The 19,008-nt window shown below is 67.5% G+C and carries 14 protein-coding genes and 2 tRNA genes; 8 read left to right on the top strand and 8 right to left on the bottom strand.

Translation table 11 applies throughout. The annotated features are described in order from the left end of the window. Nucleotides 1-830: 830 nt before the first annotated feature. A complete protein-coding gene (locus KTN05_RS13945; protein ID WP_254368215.1) occupies nucleotides 831-1,862 on the top strand; it encodes an ISAs1 family transposase in 1,032 nt (343 codons plus the stop codon). On the opposite strand, the gene KTN05_RS13940 is transcribed toward KTN05_RS13945, so the two are convergent. After that, on the bottom strand, nucleotides 1,822-2,022 hold the full coding sequence (locus tag KTN05_RS13940; RefSeq protein WP_371823369.1) for an FHIPEP family type III secretion protein: 201 nt from the start codon (nucleotides 2,020-2,022) through the stop codon (nucleotides 1,822-1,824). The genes KTN05_RS13945 and KTN05_RS13940 overlap by 41 nt on opposite strands. Before the next feature lie 532 nt (nucleotides 2,023-2,554). On the opposite strand from KTN05_RS13940, the gene KTN05_RS13935 reads away from it, so the two are divergent. From KTN05_RS13935 to KTN05_RS13915, 5 genes are all read left to right on the top strand, one after another. Continuing rightward, on the top strand, nucleotides 2,555-2,752 hold the full coding sequence (locus KTN05_RS13935; protein WP_217330012.1) for a hypothetical protein: 198 nt from the start codon (nucleotides 2,555-2,557) through the stop codon (nucleotides 2,750-2,752). Then, a complete protein-coding gene (locus tag KTN05_RS13930; RefSeq protein ID WP_217330011.1) occupies nucleotides 2,749-3,768 on the top strand; it encodes a tyrosine-type recombinase/integrase in 1,020 nt (339 codons plus the stop codon). Before KTN05_RS13935 ends, KTN05_RS13930 begins: the two co-directional genes overlap by 4 nt. Nucleotides 3,769-3,865: 97 nt before the next feature. Continuing rightward, nucleotides 3,866-3,939 (top strand) — tRNA-Cys (locus KTN05_RS13925). A 116-nt stretch (nucleotides 3,940-4,055) separates the two neighbouring features. Beyond that, nucleotides 4,056-5,261, top strand: a complete 1,206-nt coding sequence (locus KTN05_RS18580; protein ID WP_217330010.1) for a 3-deoxy-D-manno-octulosonic acid transferase — start codon at nucleotides 4,056-4,058, stop codon at nucleotides 5,259-5,261. Nucleotides 5,262-5,313: 52 nt separating this feature from the next. Next, nucleotides 5,314-5,730, top strand: coding sequence for a DUF1178 family protein (locus KTN05_RS13915; RefSeq protein WP_217330009.1), 417 nt, complete (start codon nucleotides 5,314-5,316; stop codon nucleotides 5,728-5,730). Between the two features lie 74 nt (nucleotides 5,731-5,804). Here the strand turns inward: KTN05_RS13915 and KTN05_RS18575 are convergent, their stop codons facing one another. Next, nucleotides 5,805-8,093, bottom strand: coding sequence for a Hint domain-containing protein (locus KTN05_RS18575; protein WP_305799907.1), 2,289 nt, complete (start codon nucleotides 8,091-8,093; stop codon nucleotides 5,805-5,807). A gap of 439 nt (nucleotides 8,094-8,532) precedes the next feature. On the opposite strand from KTN05_RS18575, the gene KTN05_RS13885 reads away from it, so the two are divergent. After that, nucleotides 8,533-9,789, top strand: a complete 1,257-nt coding sequence (locus KTN05_RS13885; protein ID WP_217330008.1) for an aspartate kinase — start codon at nucleotides 8,533-8,535, stop codon at nucleotides 9,787-9,789. Between the two features lie 48 nt (nucleotides 9,790-9,837). After that, nucleotides 9,838-12,096 carry a phosphoenolpyruvate--protein phosphotransferase gene (ptsP, locus tag KTN05_RS13880; protein WP_371823368.1) on the top strand — a complete coding sequence of 753 codons (2,259 nt, stop codon included), beginning with the start codon at nucleotides 9,838-9,840 and terminating at the stop codon, nucleotides 12,094-12,096. Here ptsP and KTN05_RS13875 read toward each other — a convergent pair. The 6 genes from KTN05_RS13875 to KTN05_RS13850 all read right to left on the bottom strand — a co-directional run bounded on the left by KTN05_RS13875 (nucleotide 12,093) and on the right by KTN05_RS13850 (nucleotide 18,937). Further along, the gene (locus KTN05_RS13875) at nucleotides 12,093-13,196 is read right to left on the bottom strand and encodes an NAD(P)/FAD-dependent oxidoreductase (RefSeq protein WP_217330007.1); all 1,104 of its coding nucleotides are present in this window, start codon (nucleotides 13,194-13,196) and stop codon (nucleotides 12,093-12,095) included. The two genes, ptsP and KTN05_RS13875, sit on opposite strands and share 4 nt — an antisense overlap. Before the next feature lie 105 nt (nucleotides 13,197-13,301). Beyond that, complete coding sequence (locus KTN05_RS13870; protein ID WP_217330006.1) at nucleotides 13,302-14,681, bottom strand: cytochrome c; 1,380 nt, start codon at nucleotides 14,679-14,681, stop codon at nucleotides 13,302-13,304. An 11-nt stretch (nucleotides 14,682-14,692) separates the two neighbouring features. Beyond that, entirely contained in the window at nucleotides 14,693-16,462 is a 1,770-nt protein-coding gene (locus KTN05_RS13865) for a GMC family oxidoreductase (protein ID WP_217330005.1), read from the bottom strand. 3 nt (nucleotides 16,463-16,465) lie between these two features. Further along, nucleotides 16,466-17,167, bottom strand: coding sequence for a gluconate 2-dehydrogenase subunit 3 family protein (locus tag KTN05_RS13860; protein WP_217330004.1), 702 nt, complete (start codon nucleotides 17,165-17,167; stop codon nucleotides 16,466-16,468). A gap of 375 nt (nucleotides 17,168-17,542) precedes the next feature. Next, complete coding sequence (locus tag KTN05_RS13855; protein WP_217330003.1) at nucleotides 17,543-18,661, bottom strand: NADH:flavin oxidoreductase/NADH oxidase; 1,119 nt, start codon at nucleotides 18,659-18,661, stop codon at nucleotides 17,543-17,545. A gap of 199 nt (nucleotides 18,662-18,860) precedes the next feature. Then, nucleotides 18,861-18,937 (bottom strand) — tRNA-Arg (locus KTN05_RS13850). Nucleotides 18,938-19,008 lie beyond the last annotated feature (71 nt).

Here is a 19,008-nt window from a genome sequence, read left to right as displayed (position 1 = left end):
CGACAGCATCAGCCTGGCAGAATCGCTCGATCCCGATATCGCGCGAGCCTACCAGAAGAAGGCGACGGGCCAGAAGTATCTGATCGCGCCCGCCGAGTGATCGAACCCGTGGAGCGGTGCCGGCGCTGTTCCGACGCCGGATAGCTCGACCATCAGCGCGCTCGCGCCGATCAGCAGGTCGCCAAAGTCGGCCCGCGCGCCGATGCAGGAATGGCGATGATGGGTCGCATAGGAGGTCGTAAGGAAACCGCCCTTCTCGGTCTCGCCTGCGAGAATCCGGTTGTTCGGCTAACCTGCTTTCCACCGGGATTGAACCCGATCGAAAAGGTTACAAGCCCAACCGAGAATATACCCGGTTCATTCGCCTACCCGCATCATACCGACAATATGGACGATCGCGACGGCTCGCGCCTCGCCGCACGAGGCAACGTAGCGCGCTCACCTACCCAGCTTGCACGAAGGCGCGTGGAAGGTCAGTCGAGATGGGCCAGCTCGCGCGAGCTACCGAAGCACCTGCCCCGGCCACAATCGAGAAGCTCGGCTCGCACCGGGCCTAGGATAGATCGACGGACGAGATTGTTCATGCTGTCCGATAATATGCAGTCTGCCACGGATTGAGACTTTATCTGCACACAACACGGCCTGCGCGGTCTCACAAAAGAACCAGTCGCCCGGGGGAGTGATGACGCGCTGGATGGACAGGACCTCGGTGCCACTAATCCGTGGCAGGGGAATCGCATATGACCCTGTCGGCCTGAGCAGCGCCCGTTGCGGCAGAGGGCGGGATGGATTCTGGGGGGTGGACCCGTCCCTCGGAGTTCATCGCCGCCATGCACCTGTTCCTCTCCGCCTTCGAAGATGTCCCCGATCCCCGCGCCGGGAATACCCGGCACAACCTTGGCGAACTGCTCGTCATCGCGTTCGTGTCCGTGCTCTGCGGCGCGACGTCCTGTGCCGAGATGGCAGCCTTCGGTCGGGCGAAGGAGAGTGTTTTCAGAGGCTTCCTGAAGCTCGGGCATGCGGTTCCGTCGCATGACACGTTCTCCGCCGTGTTCCGGATGATCGATCCGAAGGCGCTCGATGCGGCCTTCGGCCGGGTGCTGGCCGATGTCGCGGCCCTCTTGCGCGACGGCGATGTGATCGCCATCGACGGCAAGGCCCTGCGCGGCGCCCGCGACGCGGGCGAGAGTGCGCGGACGCGGATGATGGTCTCGGCCTACGCCGCGCGGCTGCGCCTGACGCTGGCCAGCGTGCCGGCCGATCGTGGCGCGGAGCTGGAGGCCGCGATCGAGGCGCTCGGCCTGATCGCGCTCAAGGGCAAGGTGGTGACCGCCGATGCGCTGCACTGCAATTGCCGCACGGTTGCGGCGATCAACACCGGCGGGGGCGACTGGTGCCTGGCGCTCAAGGCCAACCAGGACTCGCTCTTGTCTGACGCCAGGGCCTGTTTCGGCACGCTGAAGGAAGGTCACCCCACCGCCGTCACCGAAGACGCCGGTCACGGTCGGAGGGAGATCCGCAAGGCGGTGGTCGTGTCGGCCAAGGGTCTGGCGGAGCATCATGAATTCCCCGGGCCCAAGGTCTTTGGTCGGGTCGAGGCAAGCCGGGAGACGGCCGGCGCCACGACCTTGGAGACGCGCTACTTCGCGCTGTCTTGGATGCCGACGCCCGACGTGCTGCTCGCCACCGTGCGGACCCACTGGGCCATCGAGAACGCCCTGCACTGGCAGCTCGACGTGTCCTTTCGCGAAGACGCAGCGCGCAACCGCAAGGATAACGGCCCGGGCAACATCGCCGTCCTGCGCCGCCGCGCTCTCGATGTCATGCGGAGGGACGCCTCGAACGGTTCAGGGCGATGGTGACAAGCAGCGCGGCCAGCGGCAGGAAGATCCCCAGCGGAAAACCGGGGAGGACCCCCATCCCAGCGATCAGGGCCGCGGAGGCATAGAGCGCCCGCGGCGTCGCGATGAGCTGTCCAGAGACTGCATTGCCGGCTGTGCCCTCGGCGGCGCCCTTGGTCACGATCAGGCCCGCGGCGATCGAGACGATCAGGGCAGACGCTAGACCAGCACCTTGCGGCTACTCGCCACGCCGTCGGACAGGGCCAGCTCGACTGGAGCCAACACCACCTGCTCGTCGCGCGGCAGGGGCGAGGACATCCATAATGAAGAACCGGAGTGAGAATGGGTGATCGGCGGCGGCCTTCCAACTGAACCCATTTTCTTTTTCACAGACCATGTTCTGGGTTTGCAGGGCTGCTGGAGGCACTTTCAACAACCGCCCGCTCGCGAACTCGGCCGGCAGACACCGGACAGCCTTACGATCGGTGAGTTGTCCACATCAAACCATACATCACCCACGAATCTGGGCCGTTTCGCGCCCGCTCTGCCGCCTATCCCGAGGTTCGATACCCTATACTGATCCAGGGACAGCGAACCATGAGCATGTATACAGAAATTCGGATCTAGATGATGACCGACCTCCACCACCAGATTGTCCAGATGATCGCGCTGATCCCTGCCGCACGCCGGACCGTGGAACTCGGAATCGCAGCATGAAGCGTCCTATCTGGTCCAGCGAAGTGACTGCGGCGGGGCTTCTCGACATGAAGCCGGGCGAATTCCGTTCTCTCGTCGAAGCCGGGCACCTGCCGCGGCCTTACGAGATCGCACCGGGCAAGCTGCGGTGGAAAACGGAGATGCTCGAGAAGATTGCTAACGGCGATGCCGTAGAAGGAGGAATTGTCTGGTGAGGAAAGAAGGCCGCAAGCCCTACGTTTTCGAAGCTAAGCCGGGTTACGTCTACTTCCGCAAGAAAGGGAAGTATCTGCACCGCTTTACCGCGCCCGAGGGCACCGCCGAATTCGACCGCCAGTATTGGGAGGTCAGGACCGGGAAGAAGATGGACGCAAAGCAATCGTGGTCGGCAGCCATCCAGCTCCTGCGCGAGTCGGACCGGTGGGCAGCGAAGTCGGTTCGCTACCGGCAAGACCTTGAGCCTGTCCTAGCCTACCTGATCGAGAAGATCGGCGATAGGGACGTGTCGCGGCTAACCCAGGCGGACATTTGTGAGGCGATGGACAAGAACAAGCATCGCGTGCGCTTCGCCAATTACATCCCTGTCGCAATCAGCATGATCTTCAAGGTGGTGAGGCGCCGCCACTGGATGCCCAGCAATCCTGCTAAGGATATCGAGCGGCTCGTTGTGCCGAAAAATAGGCAGCAGCCACATCGCCCATGGCCTGACGCGGCCGTTCAGAAGTGGCGGGCTGAAGCCGGGGAGCAAGAGCGCCTGATCTTCGAGATCGGCGTGGGCAGCGTCCAACGTCCGGGAGACTGGGTGGACTTCACCTGGGGAGACTACCAGCCCGAAGGCACCGGCACTCTGAGCTTGCGTCAGAACAAAAGCGATGTGCCGTTGGTGCTACCCTGCACCACGCGGCTCAAGGCGGCACTGGACGCGGCAAAGGCCGCGCTGCCGTTCGCCCCCATGCCGAGCCGGCCCATTCTGACGCTTAAGGGCGGGCAGCGGATGAGTTACCGGCGGTTGGCCGAGATCATGCTGGCAGAGCGCAAGAGGCTGGAGCTGGAAGCCTATGACCTACACGCACTGCGCTATCGCGGTGTGATGGAGCTGGCTTGGGCGGGCTGCGACGACGACGAGATCATGTCCTACAGCGGCCACAGCACGAAAGAGATGGTGCGGAAGTATGCCGGAGAAGCCCGGCAGATCATGCGGGCCAAGCAAGCCCGCGCGAAACGGTCCTGATCATGAGAACGGAACATGGCCAGAACATGAAACTGATAACCGGAGTGATAACCCCCTTGACCCGTCTCGCCGAAAACCCTAGCAAACGCGAGGCTCCGGCGGGTTGGCGGAGAGGTTACGCAGCGGATTGCAAATCCGTGAAGACCGGTTCGATTCCGGTACCCGCCTCCATCTCCTCATCAGTGATCCATTGCAACCGAGCGCACGCGCCGTCAGCCGGCGGCTGGTGCCTGCGCGGAATGCTGGCTATCCAGTCCGGCACCGGTTCCCCTGACGAAAGGCCCAGCATGCTCTATCGCGCCGCGACGGCCCTTGCGGGGGGGGTGATGCGGGCGGCGGGGCCGCTCGCCGGGCCCGTGTGGCGCGAGCGCATGGTGCTGGGCGCCACGTTGCCGCACCCGGCGGGCGGGATCTGGATTCACGGCGCCTCGGTGGGCGAGCTGACCTCGGCCCGGCGGATCGTGGCGGCGCTGGCGCGGGAGCGGCCGGTGATCGTCACGGCGAATACCATCACGGGGCGCGCCGTGGTGCGCGATTGGGGCCTGCCCGCGCGGCTCGCGCCGCTGGATGTGCCGGGGGCGGTCGGGCGGTTCATGGATCGCTACCGCCCGGCGGTGATGGTCACGGTGGAGAACGAGATCTGGCCGAGCCGCGCCGCCGCCGCGCGGGCGCGAGGTGTCGGGCAGGTGGTCGTGGGGGCGCGTCTGTCGGAACGCTCGGCGGCGCGATGGGCAAAGGCGCGGGCGCTGATCGGGCCGGTGCTGGCGGGGCTGGATGCGCTGTCGGCGCAGGACGAGGGCAGCGAGGCGCGGCTGGTCGCCCTTGGCCTGCCGCCCGCGGCGCTGATGCCGCGCCTGCAACTGAAGCTGCTCGATCCCGCCGCGACGCCCGCGCCGCCGGACAGCGCCGCCCGGGATGCGACATGGCTCGCCGCCTCGACCCATGCGGGCGAGGACGAGCTGGTGCTGGACGCCTTCCTCAGCGCCCGCGCCGAGGTGCCGGGACTGCGGCTGATCCTCGCCCCGCGCCATCCGCAGCGGGGGGATGCGGTGGCGGCGCTGATCGCGGCGCGGGGGTTGGCGGTGGCGCGGCGCTCGGCCGGGGACGATCTGGCGGCGCCGGTGCTGCTGGTCGATGTGCTGGGCGAGATGGGCCGCTGGTATGACGCCGCGGGCATCTGCCTGACCGGCGGCTCGCTGGTCGATCACGGCGGCCATACCCCGTGGGAACCGGCGGGCCATGGCTGCGCGATCCTGCACGGGCCGCATGTCGGGAACGCTGCCGCGGATTATGCCGCGCTGGACGCCGCGGGCGCCGCGCTGCGGACCGAGGCAGGCGATCTGGCAGTCACCGTCGCCCGGCTGGCGGCCGATCCCGCCGCCGCCCGTGCGATGGGCCGCCGTGCCCGCGATCTGCTGCACGACAAGGCGGGCGATCCGGCGCCGCTGGTCGGGCGCATCCTCGCGCTCGCCGCTGCGCGCAGTCGCGCTTGATCGCGCGCCCCTTCGCCCCGATATGATCCTGTAAAGGAGAGAGAGTTCCCGAATGATCCGCTATGCACTCCGCTGCGCCAAGGGGCATGACTTCGAAGGCTGGTTCCGCTCGGCCGATGATTTCGAGCGGATGCAGGCCGCAGGTCAGGTCGCCTGCACCGTTTGCGAGGAAACGGATGTGCAGAAGGCCCTGATGACGCCGGGGGTGCCCGCGCGGAAGGCCGAAGGCCCGGCGCTTCGCAGCGAGCCCGAGGCGATGTCGCCGCTGGAGCAACTGCGCCGGCATGTCGAGGCGAATTCCGACTATGTCGGCATGAGCTTCGCCGCCGAGGCCCGCGCGATGCACGAAGGGACCAAGCCCGAGCGGGCCATCCACGGCGAGGCCCGGCCCGAAGAGGCGCGCAGGCTGCTGGAGGACGGCATTCCCGTCGCCCCGCTGCCGTTCCGGCCGCGCAGCAAGGTCAGTTGACCACCGTCACGATGAAGCAGAGATGAAAAAGACCGGCGGTGCCGGTCTTTTTGCTGTTCAGGGAAGACGCGTGGTCAGGACACCAGCGGCTTGCCGTTCTGGGCGTGGCGCATCGCCAGCTTGCGGCCCATCCGGCCCGAGGCGAGCGTCCGCACCGGCGCGCGGGCGGCGGCTTCGTCGCGCAGCTCGGGGAAAAGCGCGAAGATTTCCTCGCGTCCCGCCTCGCCCACGGCGTTCAGCGCCTGCTTGCCGGGGTGCAGCGATTCCGTTTCCGCCCCGTTCGACCAGACGACCTGATGATCGTCGAAGAGGAAGTGGACATAGGTGAGGCCGTCCAGATCCTCGGCGATGTCCACGCCGTCCACCAGCAGCAGTTGCTTGGCGGCGACCAGCACTTCGTCCGTTCCGAACATCTTCTGCGCGATCTTCGAGCGGACCAGCACCCGGTGCTGCGGCGAGACGACCAGATCGGACGACGGCGTGTTCGCCCCCAGCGCGCCGGCGGCGATGCGGATCGCGCGCAGGTTCGGCGCGGCCTCCAGCTCGGCCCCGGTCAGACGGCGGCTGCCGACCCAGCGGAGGGGCTGGAGCCCGGAGTCCCGCGTGCGGACCAGATCACCCACCGCCAGATCGGCGGCGGCCACGGGACCGCGGTCCGTCTCGATCAGGGTGTCGGCGGCGAAGCAGACGACATTGGTGTTCCCAAGCACCAGGTCAGCGCCCGTGACCGCGGTTCCATTGTTCTCGACCCGGATGGACACCCCGTCCACCATGTTCAGCTGGCCGTCGTCATCCTGGTCCGCACGCACCCATTGAAGGACCGTTGCATACTGCTGCGTGGGGTTGGCCGCGTTCCAATCTGCGAGGCGATCCGCGGTGTAGATCTGCGACAGATCGATCACGTCCCTTTCGGCGGCGTCATCGCCGGCGTAGAAATCTTGGACGACATCTCCACCGGTGACGAGGAACGTGTCAGCTCCGGTGCCGCCGATCAGCGTGTCGGCCCCGGCGCCGCCTTCGAGCGTGTCGCTGCCGGCCCCGCCCTCGAGCAGGTCATCGCCTTCGCCCCCGAGCAAGGAATCGTTGCCCTCGCCGCCGCGCAGCGTGTCGTTCCCGGCCCAGCCTTCCAGCAGATCGTTGCCCGCACCGCCTTCCAGCAGGTCGTTTCCGACGTCGCCGTCCAGCGAATCGTCGCCGTCGCCGCCATACAGGCTGTCATGGCCCTCGCCACCTTCCAGCGTGTCGGCTCCACCGCCGCCCTCGAGCAGGTCATCGCCGGCTCCGCCATACAGGCTGTCGTTGCCCTCTCCGCCGCGCAGCGTGTCGGCTCCTTCGCCGCCTTCCAGCAGGTCATTGCCGACGCCGCCTTCCAGCGTGTCGTTGTCGGCGCCGCCGCGAAGCGTGTCGTCGCCGAACCCGCCGACCAGCGAGTCGTTGCCCGCGCCGCCTTCCAGCAGGTCCGCGCCGCCGGTCGTGCCGGTGCCGAGCGTGTCGTCGCCATAAAGCCGGTCGTCTCCCGCGCCGCCATACAGGCTGTCCGAGCCATCGCCGCCGATCAGGGTGTCGTTGCCTGCCTCGGCCGCGTTGCCGCCCAGCGTGTCGCCGTAGCCGTAAAGCACGTCGTTGCCCGCGCCGCCATCGACCCTGTCCGCCCCGGTGCCCGCGTAAACCGTGTCGTTGCCTGCACCGGACGAGATGATGTCGTTGCCAGCGAAGCCCTGCACGACATCATCGTTCGAGTTGTTGAGGCCATGACCGGCGGTCGCGTCGTTGTTGTCGATGCGGTCGGCTTCCGGGTCGCCGGTGTAGGCGGCGTTGATCGTGTCCGCGTTTTGGGTGCCTTCGACGAGGCCATCGACGAAGGCCTTGGCGGAGCGGTCGGTCGCCAGGCCAGTGCTGTCGCTTGAGATAACCGAGTTGAGTCGCAGCGAGACGATCGCATCCGCTTGCAGGGCCGCCTGAAGATCCGGGTTGTCGAGGCGCGGCGCGGCCAGAAACGTTTGGCCCGTAATGTCTTGGAACACCCGTAGTTCGAGCGTGGCGGTGCTTCCGTCGTGGAACGACACCGTGCCGTTATAGCGCGCGACCGCATCGAAGGTGTAGGACTCGGCCGTGCCGTTCCGGTCCAGGTCCACCGTGAACTGGTCCTGCGTGTTGACGTTGCCGGTTTGACGCTGATCCAGCACGTCGGTGGCGCCCCGCGGAGCCGCCGTGACCGAGAATATCTGCTGGTGCAGGGGCGATCCGCTGCCGCCGAACGTCTGGTTGAGCAGCACGTTGGCGCGTTCCGCATTGGTCGTGTTTTCGGTCACATCGATCAGGGCTTGCGGGCCGAGGTAAATCGCGTTCCACGTCGTCGCCATTGTTCATTCCTTCCTGTTCACTGTCCGGCGGAGTCATTGCAACCGCCCTCCTGCAAGGCTCAGCGCCCCGCGTTTATCCAGTTTCGGCCTTGCACATGGCTTGGCCGGTCGTCTGCGGGCGCGCGGGTATAGGACGCGCCTCGGGCCTCTGCCCTGCGGGACAAGGCTTGTGCTGACGACGATACGTGCTGTCGGGGGAGGGGCCACCCGCCCCCTTCTGGGGCGGACTGCGGCACACTCTACAGACTGCAAGCAGCAAGGCTGCCGAATCGTCGGGCTGCGCACCCGGTCGAGTGGGGCCTGACTAACATCTGTTTATGACATGCTTCTATCTGTCTTTTTCGACATGTCTTTTCCTGTGACAGCCAAGCCGCACTTGCCCTTGGCTGGCCGGGGCCATAAGCAGCGCTCCGATCCAACCGTGGGACTGGGGGCCTGAATGCCGCTTCTGGTGATGAAATTCGGCGGCACCTCGGTGGCCGACCTCGACTGCATCGCGAACGCCGCCCGAAAGGTGCAGCGCGAGGTCGAGCGGGGCTATGACGTCATCGTCATCGTCAGCGCCATGTCGGGCAGGACCAACGAGCTGGTGGGCTGGGTCGAGGGCACCTCGCGGCTTTACGACGCGCGCGAATACGACGCGGTGGTCGCCTCGGGCGAGAACGTCACCGCCGGGCTGATGGCGCTGCGGCTTCAGCAGATGGGCGTGCCCGCCCGCAGCTGGCAGGGCTGGCAGGTGCCGATCAACACCACCGGGCAGCACGGCGCGGCGCGGTTCGTGTCGATCCCGCGCGAGAACATCGACCAGAAATACGCCGAAGGCATGCGGGTCGCGGTCGTCGCCGGCTTCCAGGGAATCGGCCCCGACGGGCGGATCACCACGCTGGGCCGGGGCGGGTCCGACACAACCGCCGTCGCCTTCGCCGCCGCCTTCGGGGCAGAGCGTTGCGACATCTACACCGACGTGGACGGCATCTACACGACCGATCCCCGCATCTCGCGCAAGGCCCGCAAGCTGGAGAAGATCGCCTTCGAGGAGATGCTGGAGCTGTCCTCGCTGGGCGCCAAGGTGTTGCAGACCCGTTCGGTCGAGCTGGCGATGCGCTATAATGTGCGCCTGCGGGTGCTGTCGTCCTTCGACGATACCGATGAAACCAGCGGCACGCTGGTCTGTGCTGAGGATGAAATCATGGAATCCAGGGTCGTTTCCGGCGTCGCCTTCAGCCGCGACGAAGCCAAGGTCACGCTGGTCACGGTCGAGGACCGGCCCGGCATCTCGGCCGCGATCTTCGAGCCGCTGGCGGCGGCCGGCGTGAACGTGGACATGATCGTCCAGAACATCTCGGAGCGCGACTACGAGGACCATCCCGGCGCGGTCACCGACATGACCTTCTCCTGCCCCGTCAACCAGGTCGAGCGGGCCCGGAAGGCGGTGGAGGATGCGCGCGCCGAAGGCGTGATCGCCTATGACGATCTGGCGGTGGATGACGACGTGGCCAAGGTCTCGGTCGTCGGAATCGGAATGCGGTCCCATGCGGGCGTCGCCGCGCGCATGTTCCGGGCGCTTGCCGATGAAAACATCAACATCAAGGTCATCTCGACGAGCGAGATCAAGATCTCGGTGCTGATCGACCGCAGGTATCTGGAACTGGCCGTGCAGGCGCTGCATGATGCCTTCCAGCTTGAAGAGGCCTGATCCCGCGGGATCGGGCAATCCCGGCGGCATGTTGCCGCGGGGCAGGGGGTGACGGTTTTGAGCGGCGATCTGGCTGAAAGCGAATCGCGCAAGCTGCTGCAGCGGCTGCGCGATACGCTGGCCGCTCCCGGCCGCAGCCAGGACCGGCTGGACAACATCACCCATCACATCGCGGATTCGATCGGCAGCGAGGTCTGCTCGATCTATCTGTTCCGCGATCCCGACACGCTCGAACTGTGCGCCACCGAAGGGCTGCGCGCCGAAGCCGTCCACCGCACCCGCCTGCGTCTGGGAGAGGGGCTGGTGGGCCGCGTGGCCCGCACCGGGCGGCCCCTGAACACGCCCAATGCGCCGTCTGAGCCCGGCTTCCGCTTCATGCCCGAGACCGGCGAAGAGGTGTATCCGGCCTTCCTCGGCGTGCCGATCCAGCGGGTCGGCGAAAAGCTGGGCGTGCTGGTCGTCCAGTCGCGGAATGCGCGGCTGTTTTCCGACGACGAGATCTACGGGCTGGAAGTCGTGGCGATGGTGCTGGCCGAGATGGCCGAGCTTGGCAGCTTCTCCGGCGGCGAGTCCAACGGGATGCCCCGCCGCCACCGCTTCCCAACCATGTTCCGCGGCACCGGCGCGCAGGACGGCGCGGCGGAGGGGCAGGTCTGGCTGCACGAGCCGCGCGTCGTCATCACGAACCCGGTCAACGACGATCCCCAGCGCGAACGCGCCCGGCTGAACGAGGCGGTCGCGATGCTGCGCACGACGCTCGACACCATGCTGTCCGACGAGGGCATCGGCGCGGGCGATCATAAAGACATCATGGAGACCTACCGGATGCTCGCCCATTCCCGCAGTTGGCTGCGGCGGATGGAGGAGGACATCGATCTTGGCCTGTCGGCCGAGGCGGCGGTTGAAAAGGAGCAGAGCCACGCGCGGGTGCGGCTGGAAGGCTCGGCCGATCCATATCTGCGCGAGCGGCTGCATGATCTGGACGACCTCGCCAACCGCCTGCTGCGGATCCTGACGGGGCAGGGGCGGGATACCGGGGCCGCGCTGCCGGAGAACCCGATCCTCATCGCCCGCAACATCGGCCCGGCGGAGCTTCTGGAATACGGCCGCAAGCTGCGCGGCGTGGTGCTGGAGGAAGGCTCTGTCGGCAGCCACGCGGCGATCGTCGCGCGGGCGCTGTCGATTCCGCTGGTGGTCAACGCGGGCCGGATCGGGTCCGAGGCGCTGAACGGCGATGCGATCCTCGTCGATGGCGATGTGGGGCTCGTCCATCTGCGCCCCGAGGACAGCGTGGCGGTCGCCTTCCGCGACAAGATCGCCATGCAGGCCGAGGCGCAGAAGCGTTACGCCGGGCTGCGCAATCTGCCCGCCGTCTCGACCGATGGCACCCGGATCGAGCTTTACATGAATGCGGGGCTGATGGCGGACCTGCCATCGCTTCACGGGTCGGGCGCCGAAGGGGTGGGGCTGTTCCGCACCGAGTTGCAGTTCCTGACCCGCACGCGCGTGCCCAAGCGCGGCGATCTGGCGGGGCTTTACCGCCGGGTGATGGACAATGCGGGCGACCTGCCGGTGGTGTTCCGCACGCTGGACATCGGGTCCGACAAGGTGCTGCCCTACATGAAGCCGCAGGACGAGCCGAACCCGGCGATGGGCTGGCGGGCGATCCGTCTGGGGCTGGACAAGCGCGGCGTCCTGCGGATGCAGCTTCAGGCGCTGCTGCGGGCCGCCGCCGGGCGGGCGCTGCACGTCATGTTCCCCTTCATCGCGGAACCGGCCGAGCTTTACGCCGCCCGCCGCATCCTCGACGAGCAGATCGAGCGGGAACGCGCGATGGGGCACGACCTGCCCAGTCTGATCCGCGTCGGCGCGATGCTGGAGACGCCGTCGATGGCCTTCGCGCCGCCCGCGTTCTTCTCCTCCTGCGATTTCCTGTCCATCGGCGGGAACGACCTCAAGCAGTTCTTCTTCGCCGCCGACCGCGAGAACGAGGCCGTGCGCCGCCGCTATGACACGCTGTCCCCGTCGTTCCTGCTGCTGCTGCGGCAGATCATCGAACGCGCGGATGCGGCGGGCACCCCGATCAGCTTCTGCGGCGAGGATGCCGGCCGCCCGATCGAGGCGGCGACCTTCGCCGCGCTGGGGATGCGGCGGCTGTCGATGCGCCCCGCCTCCATCGGGCCGGTCAAGCATCTGCTGCGGCGGATCGACCTGTCCGAACTGGCGAAGGTCCTGCAGCAGGGAATCGACGAAGGCGTGCCGACCCTGCGCCCCGCCGTCACCGACTGGCTGGCGCGGAACGGCTAGATCAGCCGCGCCGCGACTTCGTCGGCGATGGCGAGGCTGGAGGTCAGGCCGGGGCTTTCGATGCCCAGCAGGTTGACCAGCCCCGGCACCCCATGCACCGCCGGGCCGTCGATGCGGAAATCGGCGGCAGGCTCGCCGGGACCGGACAGCTTGGGGCGGATGCCGCAATAGGTCGGCACCAGCGCGCCTGTCGGCAAAGCTGGCCAGTAGCGGCGGACCTCGGCCTCGAAATGTCCGGCGCGGGCGGCGTTCACGCGGTAGTCGATGGACTCGATCCACTCCACATCGGGGCCGAAGCGCATGTTGCCGCCGAGATCCAGCGTCAGGTGGACGCCGAGGCCACCCGGCTCGGGCACCGGGTAGATGAGCCGCGAAAACGCCGGCCGTCCCGGCAGGGCGAAGTAGCTGCCGCGCGCGAAATGGGTCTGCGGCACCTGCGCCGGGTCCAGCCCGTCGATGGCGCGGGCCACGTCCGACGCCCGCAGCCCGGCGGCGTTCACCAGCAGGCGGCAGCCGAGCGTGTAGGCGCCGTCCGCGCCGGTCGTGTCCACCTCGAACCCGTCCGGCACGACTCGGGCACCGGTGAACGCGGTGTTCAGCGCCAGCGCCGCCCCGCGATCCTCGGCATGGCCCAGCAAGGCCAGCATCAGCGCGTGGCTGTCGATGATTCCCGTGGACGGTGACAGCAGCGCCCCGGTGCAGGCCAGCGCAGGCTCCATCGCCTGCGCCTGTGCCGCTGTCAGCGGTCGCAGGTCGTCCGCGCCGCATTCCGCCGCGCGAACCGCGATCCCTTCCAGCGCCGCCGCCTGTTCCGGCGAGGTCGCCACGATCAACTTGCCGCAGCGGCGATGCGGGACGCCGTTCTCGGCCGCGAACTGATACAGCATCTCGCGCCCGCGCAGGCACAGCCGCGCCTTGAGACTGCCCGGCGGATAATAGAGCCCCGCGTGGATCACCTCGGAGTTGCGGGAACTCGTCTCCGTCCCGATGGCCTCGGCGCGTTCCAGCACCAGCACCTCGACGCCGGATTCCGCCAGCCTGCGGGCGACGGCAAGGCCGATCACCCCCGCGCCGATGACGATGCACTCAACCCTGTCCACGCGATCCCCCCTTTTGGCGGGAAAGGCATCGGTCGGGAGGCGCCGGAAATCAACCCCGCGAAGGCAGCGCCCGCGTTTCCGCGGGCGCTCCTGCCGCGCGTAATGTCACCGCATGACGGCGCGTTCCGGCACATCCTCGGCGGTGTCGGCGCGCACCTCGGCCACCTCGGCGGCGGTCACGGCCGACGCATCGTTGCCCCAGGCGGAACGGACGAAGGAGGCAAGTTCGGCTACCTCCTGATCGTTCAGCCGCTCGCGGTAGCCCTGCATCACCAGCCGCATGGGCCGCTTTTCGGTCGAGACGACAGCGGCCCCGTCGAGGATGATCGAGATCAGCGGCATCGTCTCGGACCCCGTGACCAGCGTGTTGCCGGCGAGCTTCGGGAAGATCTGGGGCGCGCCCTTGCCGGTCACGAAGTGGCAGGCGACGCAGTTGTCCATGTAGAGCCGCGCGCCGATCGGCATGCCCGGCTGCGCGTCGTGCAGCATCTGCGTCGTCGCCTCGCCCGCCTCGTCGGCGGGGTCGGGTGGAATTGCGATGCTGTGCACCCCCTCGACGGGCTGCGGCAGTTCGACCGTGCCGCCCGCGAGGCCCCTGAGGAATGCGGCGATGGCGATGTTGTCCTCGTCGGTCAGGTATTGCGTCGATTCCTCGATCACGAGGCCCATCTCGCCATTGGCGGTCGAGTGGTGGTTGCGCCCGGTGGCAAGGAAGCCCGCCAGTTCCGCGACCGTCCACCGCTGCGGGGCCGAATTCGGCCCGTTCAGCGGCGCGGCGTTCCAGCCGCCGATGACGCCGCCGGTCAGGAAATTCTCCTGCCCCGCGACGATCCCGTCCTGCACCACAAGCCGGTTGCGCGGCGAATGGCAGGCGGCGCAGTGGCCGGGCGCCTCGACCAGATACTGGCCGCGGGCCAGCACCTCGTCGTCATAGGACGGCGTGAACCCCGCCGGATGCTGCAACGCAAGCCAGTTCCATGCGCGGATGCCCCAGCGCAGGTTGAACGGGAAGTTCAGCGCGGTTTCGTCCGGCGTGTAGCTCACCGGCTCCACCTCGTTCATGAAGTAGTGATAGAGCGAACGCACATCCTCCTCGGTGAGCATCCGGTAATTCTCGTAGGGCATCGCCGGGTAAAGATGCACGCCGTCGTTGCGGATGCCGTCGTAGAGCGCGCCCCGGAACTCATCGAGCGAATAGGCCCCGATCCCCGCTTCCGGGTCGGGGGTGATGTTGGTGCTGTATATCGTGCCCATCGGCGATGCGATCGGCCGCCCGCCTGCGAAGGGTCGTCCCCCTTCGGCGGTGTGGCACGCCTTGCAGTCGCCGGTATGCATCACGTATTCGCCGTAACCCTCGGGCGGCTCCCAGTCGGCGGGCAGCGCCGCGACGGCGGGGGTCAGCCGCACCGGCACGAAGATGAACAGCAGCAGGCCGACCAGCGCGATGGCGGCGAGGATCAGGATGACGCGGAGTGTCTTGTTCATCTTCGCGCTCCTCACACCAGCGGGCGGGGGTTGGAGAGATACTGCGTGCGGATGGCGTCAGCCGTCCAGTAGGCCAGCCCGCCCAGGAAACCGGTCGGGTTGTATTGCGTGTTCTGGACGAAGTTGCCCGCGCCCGTGGCGAAGACGTTGTGCATCCCCCAGACCTGCGAATAACGATTGACCACGCCTTCCTGCGGGTTTTCCGACATGATGTGGCCACCGGTGTTGTGGGTCGTCTGATAGGGGCGGATATCGTATTGCGCCCCCTCGTCCTTGAACGAGGACTGCATCGCGTCGGGGTTCATGCTGGCGGCGACCTCCTCGGCCCGCGCAAGCTGGAAGCGGGTCATGCGGATGTCGTTCGGGTTCCAGTTGAAGGTCATCCGCATCAGCGGGCGGCCGTGCCGGTCGGTATAGGTCGGGTCCAGATCCAGATGGTTCGTCCGATACGACATGTTGGACCCGTGCGTGCCGATCGTCATCGCATGGCCGTACCATTGCCCGATCGCCTGCTTCCACTCGCCGCCCCAGCTTGCCGTGCCGCGCGGCAGCGGCATCGAGCGGGTCGGCTGGCCGTTCGTCTGCCCCGCCCGCCAATAGGCGCCGCCGATGAAGCCCTCGCGCCCGTAGTCGATCTGGTTCATGCCGAAATCATCGATCGACATGCCGTTGGCGCCGGTGCCGATGAAGGGGTTGAACTCCTCGTTCTGGAAGAACAGCGTCACGCTGCCGTTCATCTGGTAGCCGTAGCTCTTGCCGGTCACGCCCTCGCCCGTCACCGGGTCATAGGGCTGGCCGATCCCCGACAGCAGCATCAGATGCACGTTGTTGAGCGAATAGGCCGCGAGGATCACGATGTCGGCGGGCTGGAACACCTCTTCCTGCGCGGCGTCGTCCCAATAGGTGACGCCCGTCGCGGTCTGCCCGTCCGGCGCCTTCTCGACCCGCAGCACCTCGGAGTTCACGCGATAGCTGAAATTCGGCATCCGCTTCAGCGCGTCCAGGATCATCGTCTGCGGTGAGGATTTGGAATACTGGAAGCAGCCGTAACGCTCGCAGAAGCCGCAGAGCGTGCAGGGCCCCATCTGCATCCCGTAGGGATTGATGTAGGAGGTCGAGGCGATCCCGCCCGGCGACTTGAACGGGTGATAGCCCATCGCACTGGCGGCATCGGCGAATTTCTTCGCGTCCCAGGTGATCGGCATCGGCGGCATCGGGTAATCGCGCGAGCGCCAGCCCTCGAACGGGTTGCCCCCTTCGATGATCTGGCCCCGGATGTTCCCCGCCTGTCCCGAGATTCCCGCCACATATTCGAACTTGTCGAAATAGGGCTCCATCTCGTCATAGGTGACGGGGTAGTCGCCCAGCAGCATGTCGTCGGGGATGATGTCCTCGCCCCAGTTCTCCAGCACATGGGAGCGCAGGCGCATCTCCTCGGGCTGGGGGCGCCAGTTCAGGGCGTTCCAGTGGGTGCCCGCGCCGCCGACGCCGTTGCCGGGCAGGAACGATCCGAAGCTGCGGAAGGGCAGGGCGGTGTCGGCGGCGTTGCGGCGGATGGTGAGCGTCTGCAACGCCGGGCGCTGGATCAGCTCCAGCCGGACGCCGTATTTCAGCTCGTCGATCATGTCGGGATATTTCCAGTCCGGCACGGTGTCCTGATCGTGGCCGCGTTCCAGCGCCACGACCTCCAGCCCCTCCTGTGCGAGCTCCATGCCCATGACCGCGCCGGTCCAGCCCAGCCCGACGATGACGACGTCCTTCTTCGCTTCCTGCCGCGCCATGGTTCAGGCCCTCTCGCCGCTGATGGAAACCGGGCCGAGCGGGTAGCGGACGTTGTGCCGCTCCGCCCAGTCGAGATAGGCCGCCCGCGCCCCCGGAAAGCCGATATAGACCCAGGACTGCATCCCGTGATTGCCGCCGTATTTCGGGTCCGAGAAGTAACCTTCCTTGGTGTTCTGAAGCAGGATGGTGAAGAAATCGCGGATCTCGGGGGCAAGCTCGACCTCGCCCTCCTGAAGCAGGGCCAGCGCCTCGTCCTGCTGTTCCTCGGTCAGGGCGGTGAAGCTCCCGCCATAGCGGTCCACGCACCATGCGTCGAAAGCGGGGATCGCCTGCCGATAGACCTGCGCCGGGGTCAGCGGCGACTGCCAGCCGAGGAAGGGGTCGGCGTCCGGCATGTGCGGGCCGACCATATACCAGTCGCCCGCCTGCCCGTATTCGCCCGCAAGCTGCAGGTCGATGAAGACCGGCACCCGCGTCTCGATCGCGCCGGGCCCGTCGCCCGCCGAGGGGATCAGCCGCGCCGCCGCCGCCATGACGAAGGCCCATTCCTCGGGGGTGAAGAAGGTCGGCTGATACTGGTCGAGCGGCACCGGCTCCGCCGCCTGCTGCGCGCCGGCGTGCAGCGGAAGCGAGGCGAACGCCATGCCGGCGGCCGTGCCCTTCAGGAAGCCGCGGCGGCTCGGGTGTCCGGGAAGGTCGGTCATGCGGGTTCTCCTGCAAAGGGATGACCGGATGCGTGGCCCAGGGCTCGGTCGGTGTCGGGTAAGGGCTCCAATGCGTTCGTGATCGAAAGGCGGGCCGGCGTGAGGGCGCGTCGCCCGACCATGCGTCCGCGGCGCCATGGTCGGGAGACGGGCTTCAGCCGGAACGCAGCGGTGCCGCGTTCGGTTGCCTGTTTCGTGTTGGGAATGTGAGCGCCGGGCGGGGCTTTCCGGGTGGCGAACTGGCGCCAGTGCGGGCGAAATGGCTGCCCGCGAGGGGGAGCCATTCGTGAGCGCCCGGTTCCGGTGCTCGGGCGATGGAGGCGGGATCGCCGTCTCCATCGGTCGGCGGCGCAGGCAGACCCGCGCCGCCGGATCTCAACTCTCCGCGCTGCCCTCGATGTCGAAGAGCGAACGGTACTGACGCGGCTGCGAGCGCAGATACTGGTCAGGCGCCTGGACGCTGCTGCCCAGATGCGCGGCCGCATGCCACGGCCAGCGCGGGTCATAGAGGATCGTCCGGGCCAGCCCGACGAAATCCGCGTCGCCGGTGCCGATGATCGCCTCGGCCTGCTCGTAATCGGTTATCAGCCCGACCGCGACCACCGGCATGCCCACCGCCTGCTTTACCGCGCGGGCCAGCGGCACCTGATAGCTCGGCCCGACCGGGATCTGCTGGCGCGGGTCCAGCCCGCCGCTGGAAACATGGATGCCGTCGCAGCCCCGCGCCTCGAGCGCCTTGGCGAGCGCGATGGTCTGGTCGATGTCCCAGCCGCCTTCCACCCAGTCGGTCCCCGAGACGCGGACCGTCACCGGGCGATCCGCCGGGAACGCCTCGCGCACGGCGTCGTAAACCTCCAGCGTGAGGCGCATCCGGTTCTCCAGACTGCCGCCATAGTCGTCATCGCGCCGGTTCGAGAGCGGCGAGAGGAATTCGTGCAGCAGATAGCCGTGCGCCGCATGGATCTGCACCGCCTCGATCCCGAGCCGCCCGGCCCGCCGCGCCGCATCGGCAAAGCCCGTGCGGACCCGCTCGATGCCGGCCTTGTCCAGCGCGAGCGGCGGGTTCTCGCCTTTCGCGAAGGGGTCCGCGCTGGGCGCGACGGTCTGCCAGCCATTCTCGTGGCCGGGCGCGATCTGCGCGCCGCCCTTCCACGGCAGGTCGGTGGAGGCCTTGCGCCCGGCATGGGCAAGCTGGATCGCGATCGGCATGTCGGACCAGCGGCGGACGCCTTCCAGCGTGCGGGCCAGCGCCGCCTCGGTCTCGTCGGACCAGAGGCCGACATCGGCGTAGCTGATCCGACCCTCGGGCACCACGGCGGTCGCCTCGATCGTCAGCAGGGCGGCGCCCGACAGCGCCAGATGCCCCAGATGGATCAGGTGCCAGTCGGTCGTGCAGCCATCCTGCGCCGAATACTGGCACATCGGCGCGATGACGATGCGGTTGGCAAGCCTGAGCTTGCCGACCTCGAACGGGGTGAACAGGCGCGGGGACATGGCGGCTCTCCTTCCGGTTGGGGCGAGGAACGGTGTTCCGGTCGGGGTGGGGATAACCCGCTTCCGACGGGTTTGCCATTCCGGCGGGCCGTAGCTCAACGGAACCGACCCGCAACGCCGCCGAGGCACCCAGATGTGGCGCTCCACAACGTGCCGGCGACGGGCCGAAGCCCAAGCAGAAGAAGAATTTCTGAGGAAATGGCGGACCCGGAGCGATTCGAACGCCCGACCCCCAGATTCGTAGTCTGGTGCTCTATCCAGCTGAGCTACGGGTCCTTTGTAGGGGCGCTAGGTAGGCCGGTGCGGCGGGGGATGCAAGAGGAAATTTTCGCCCCTCGTGCAGTTTC

The organism is Paracoccus sp. Z118 (assembly GCF_019061185.1).
Taxonomy (GTDB): domain Bacteria; phylum Pseudomonadota; class Alphaproteobacteria; order Rhodobacterales; family Rhodobacteraceae; genus Paracoccus.
Note: the sequence above shows the minus strand (reverse complement) of the source record. Positions and strands in the feature narration are given on the sequence as shown.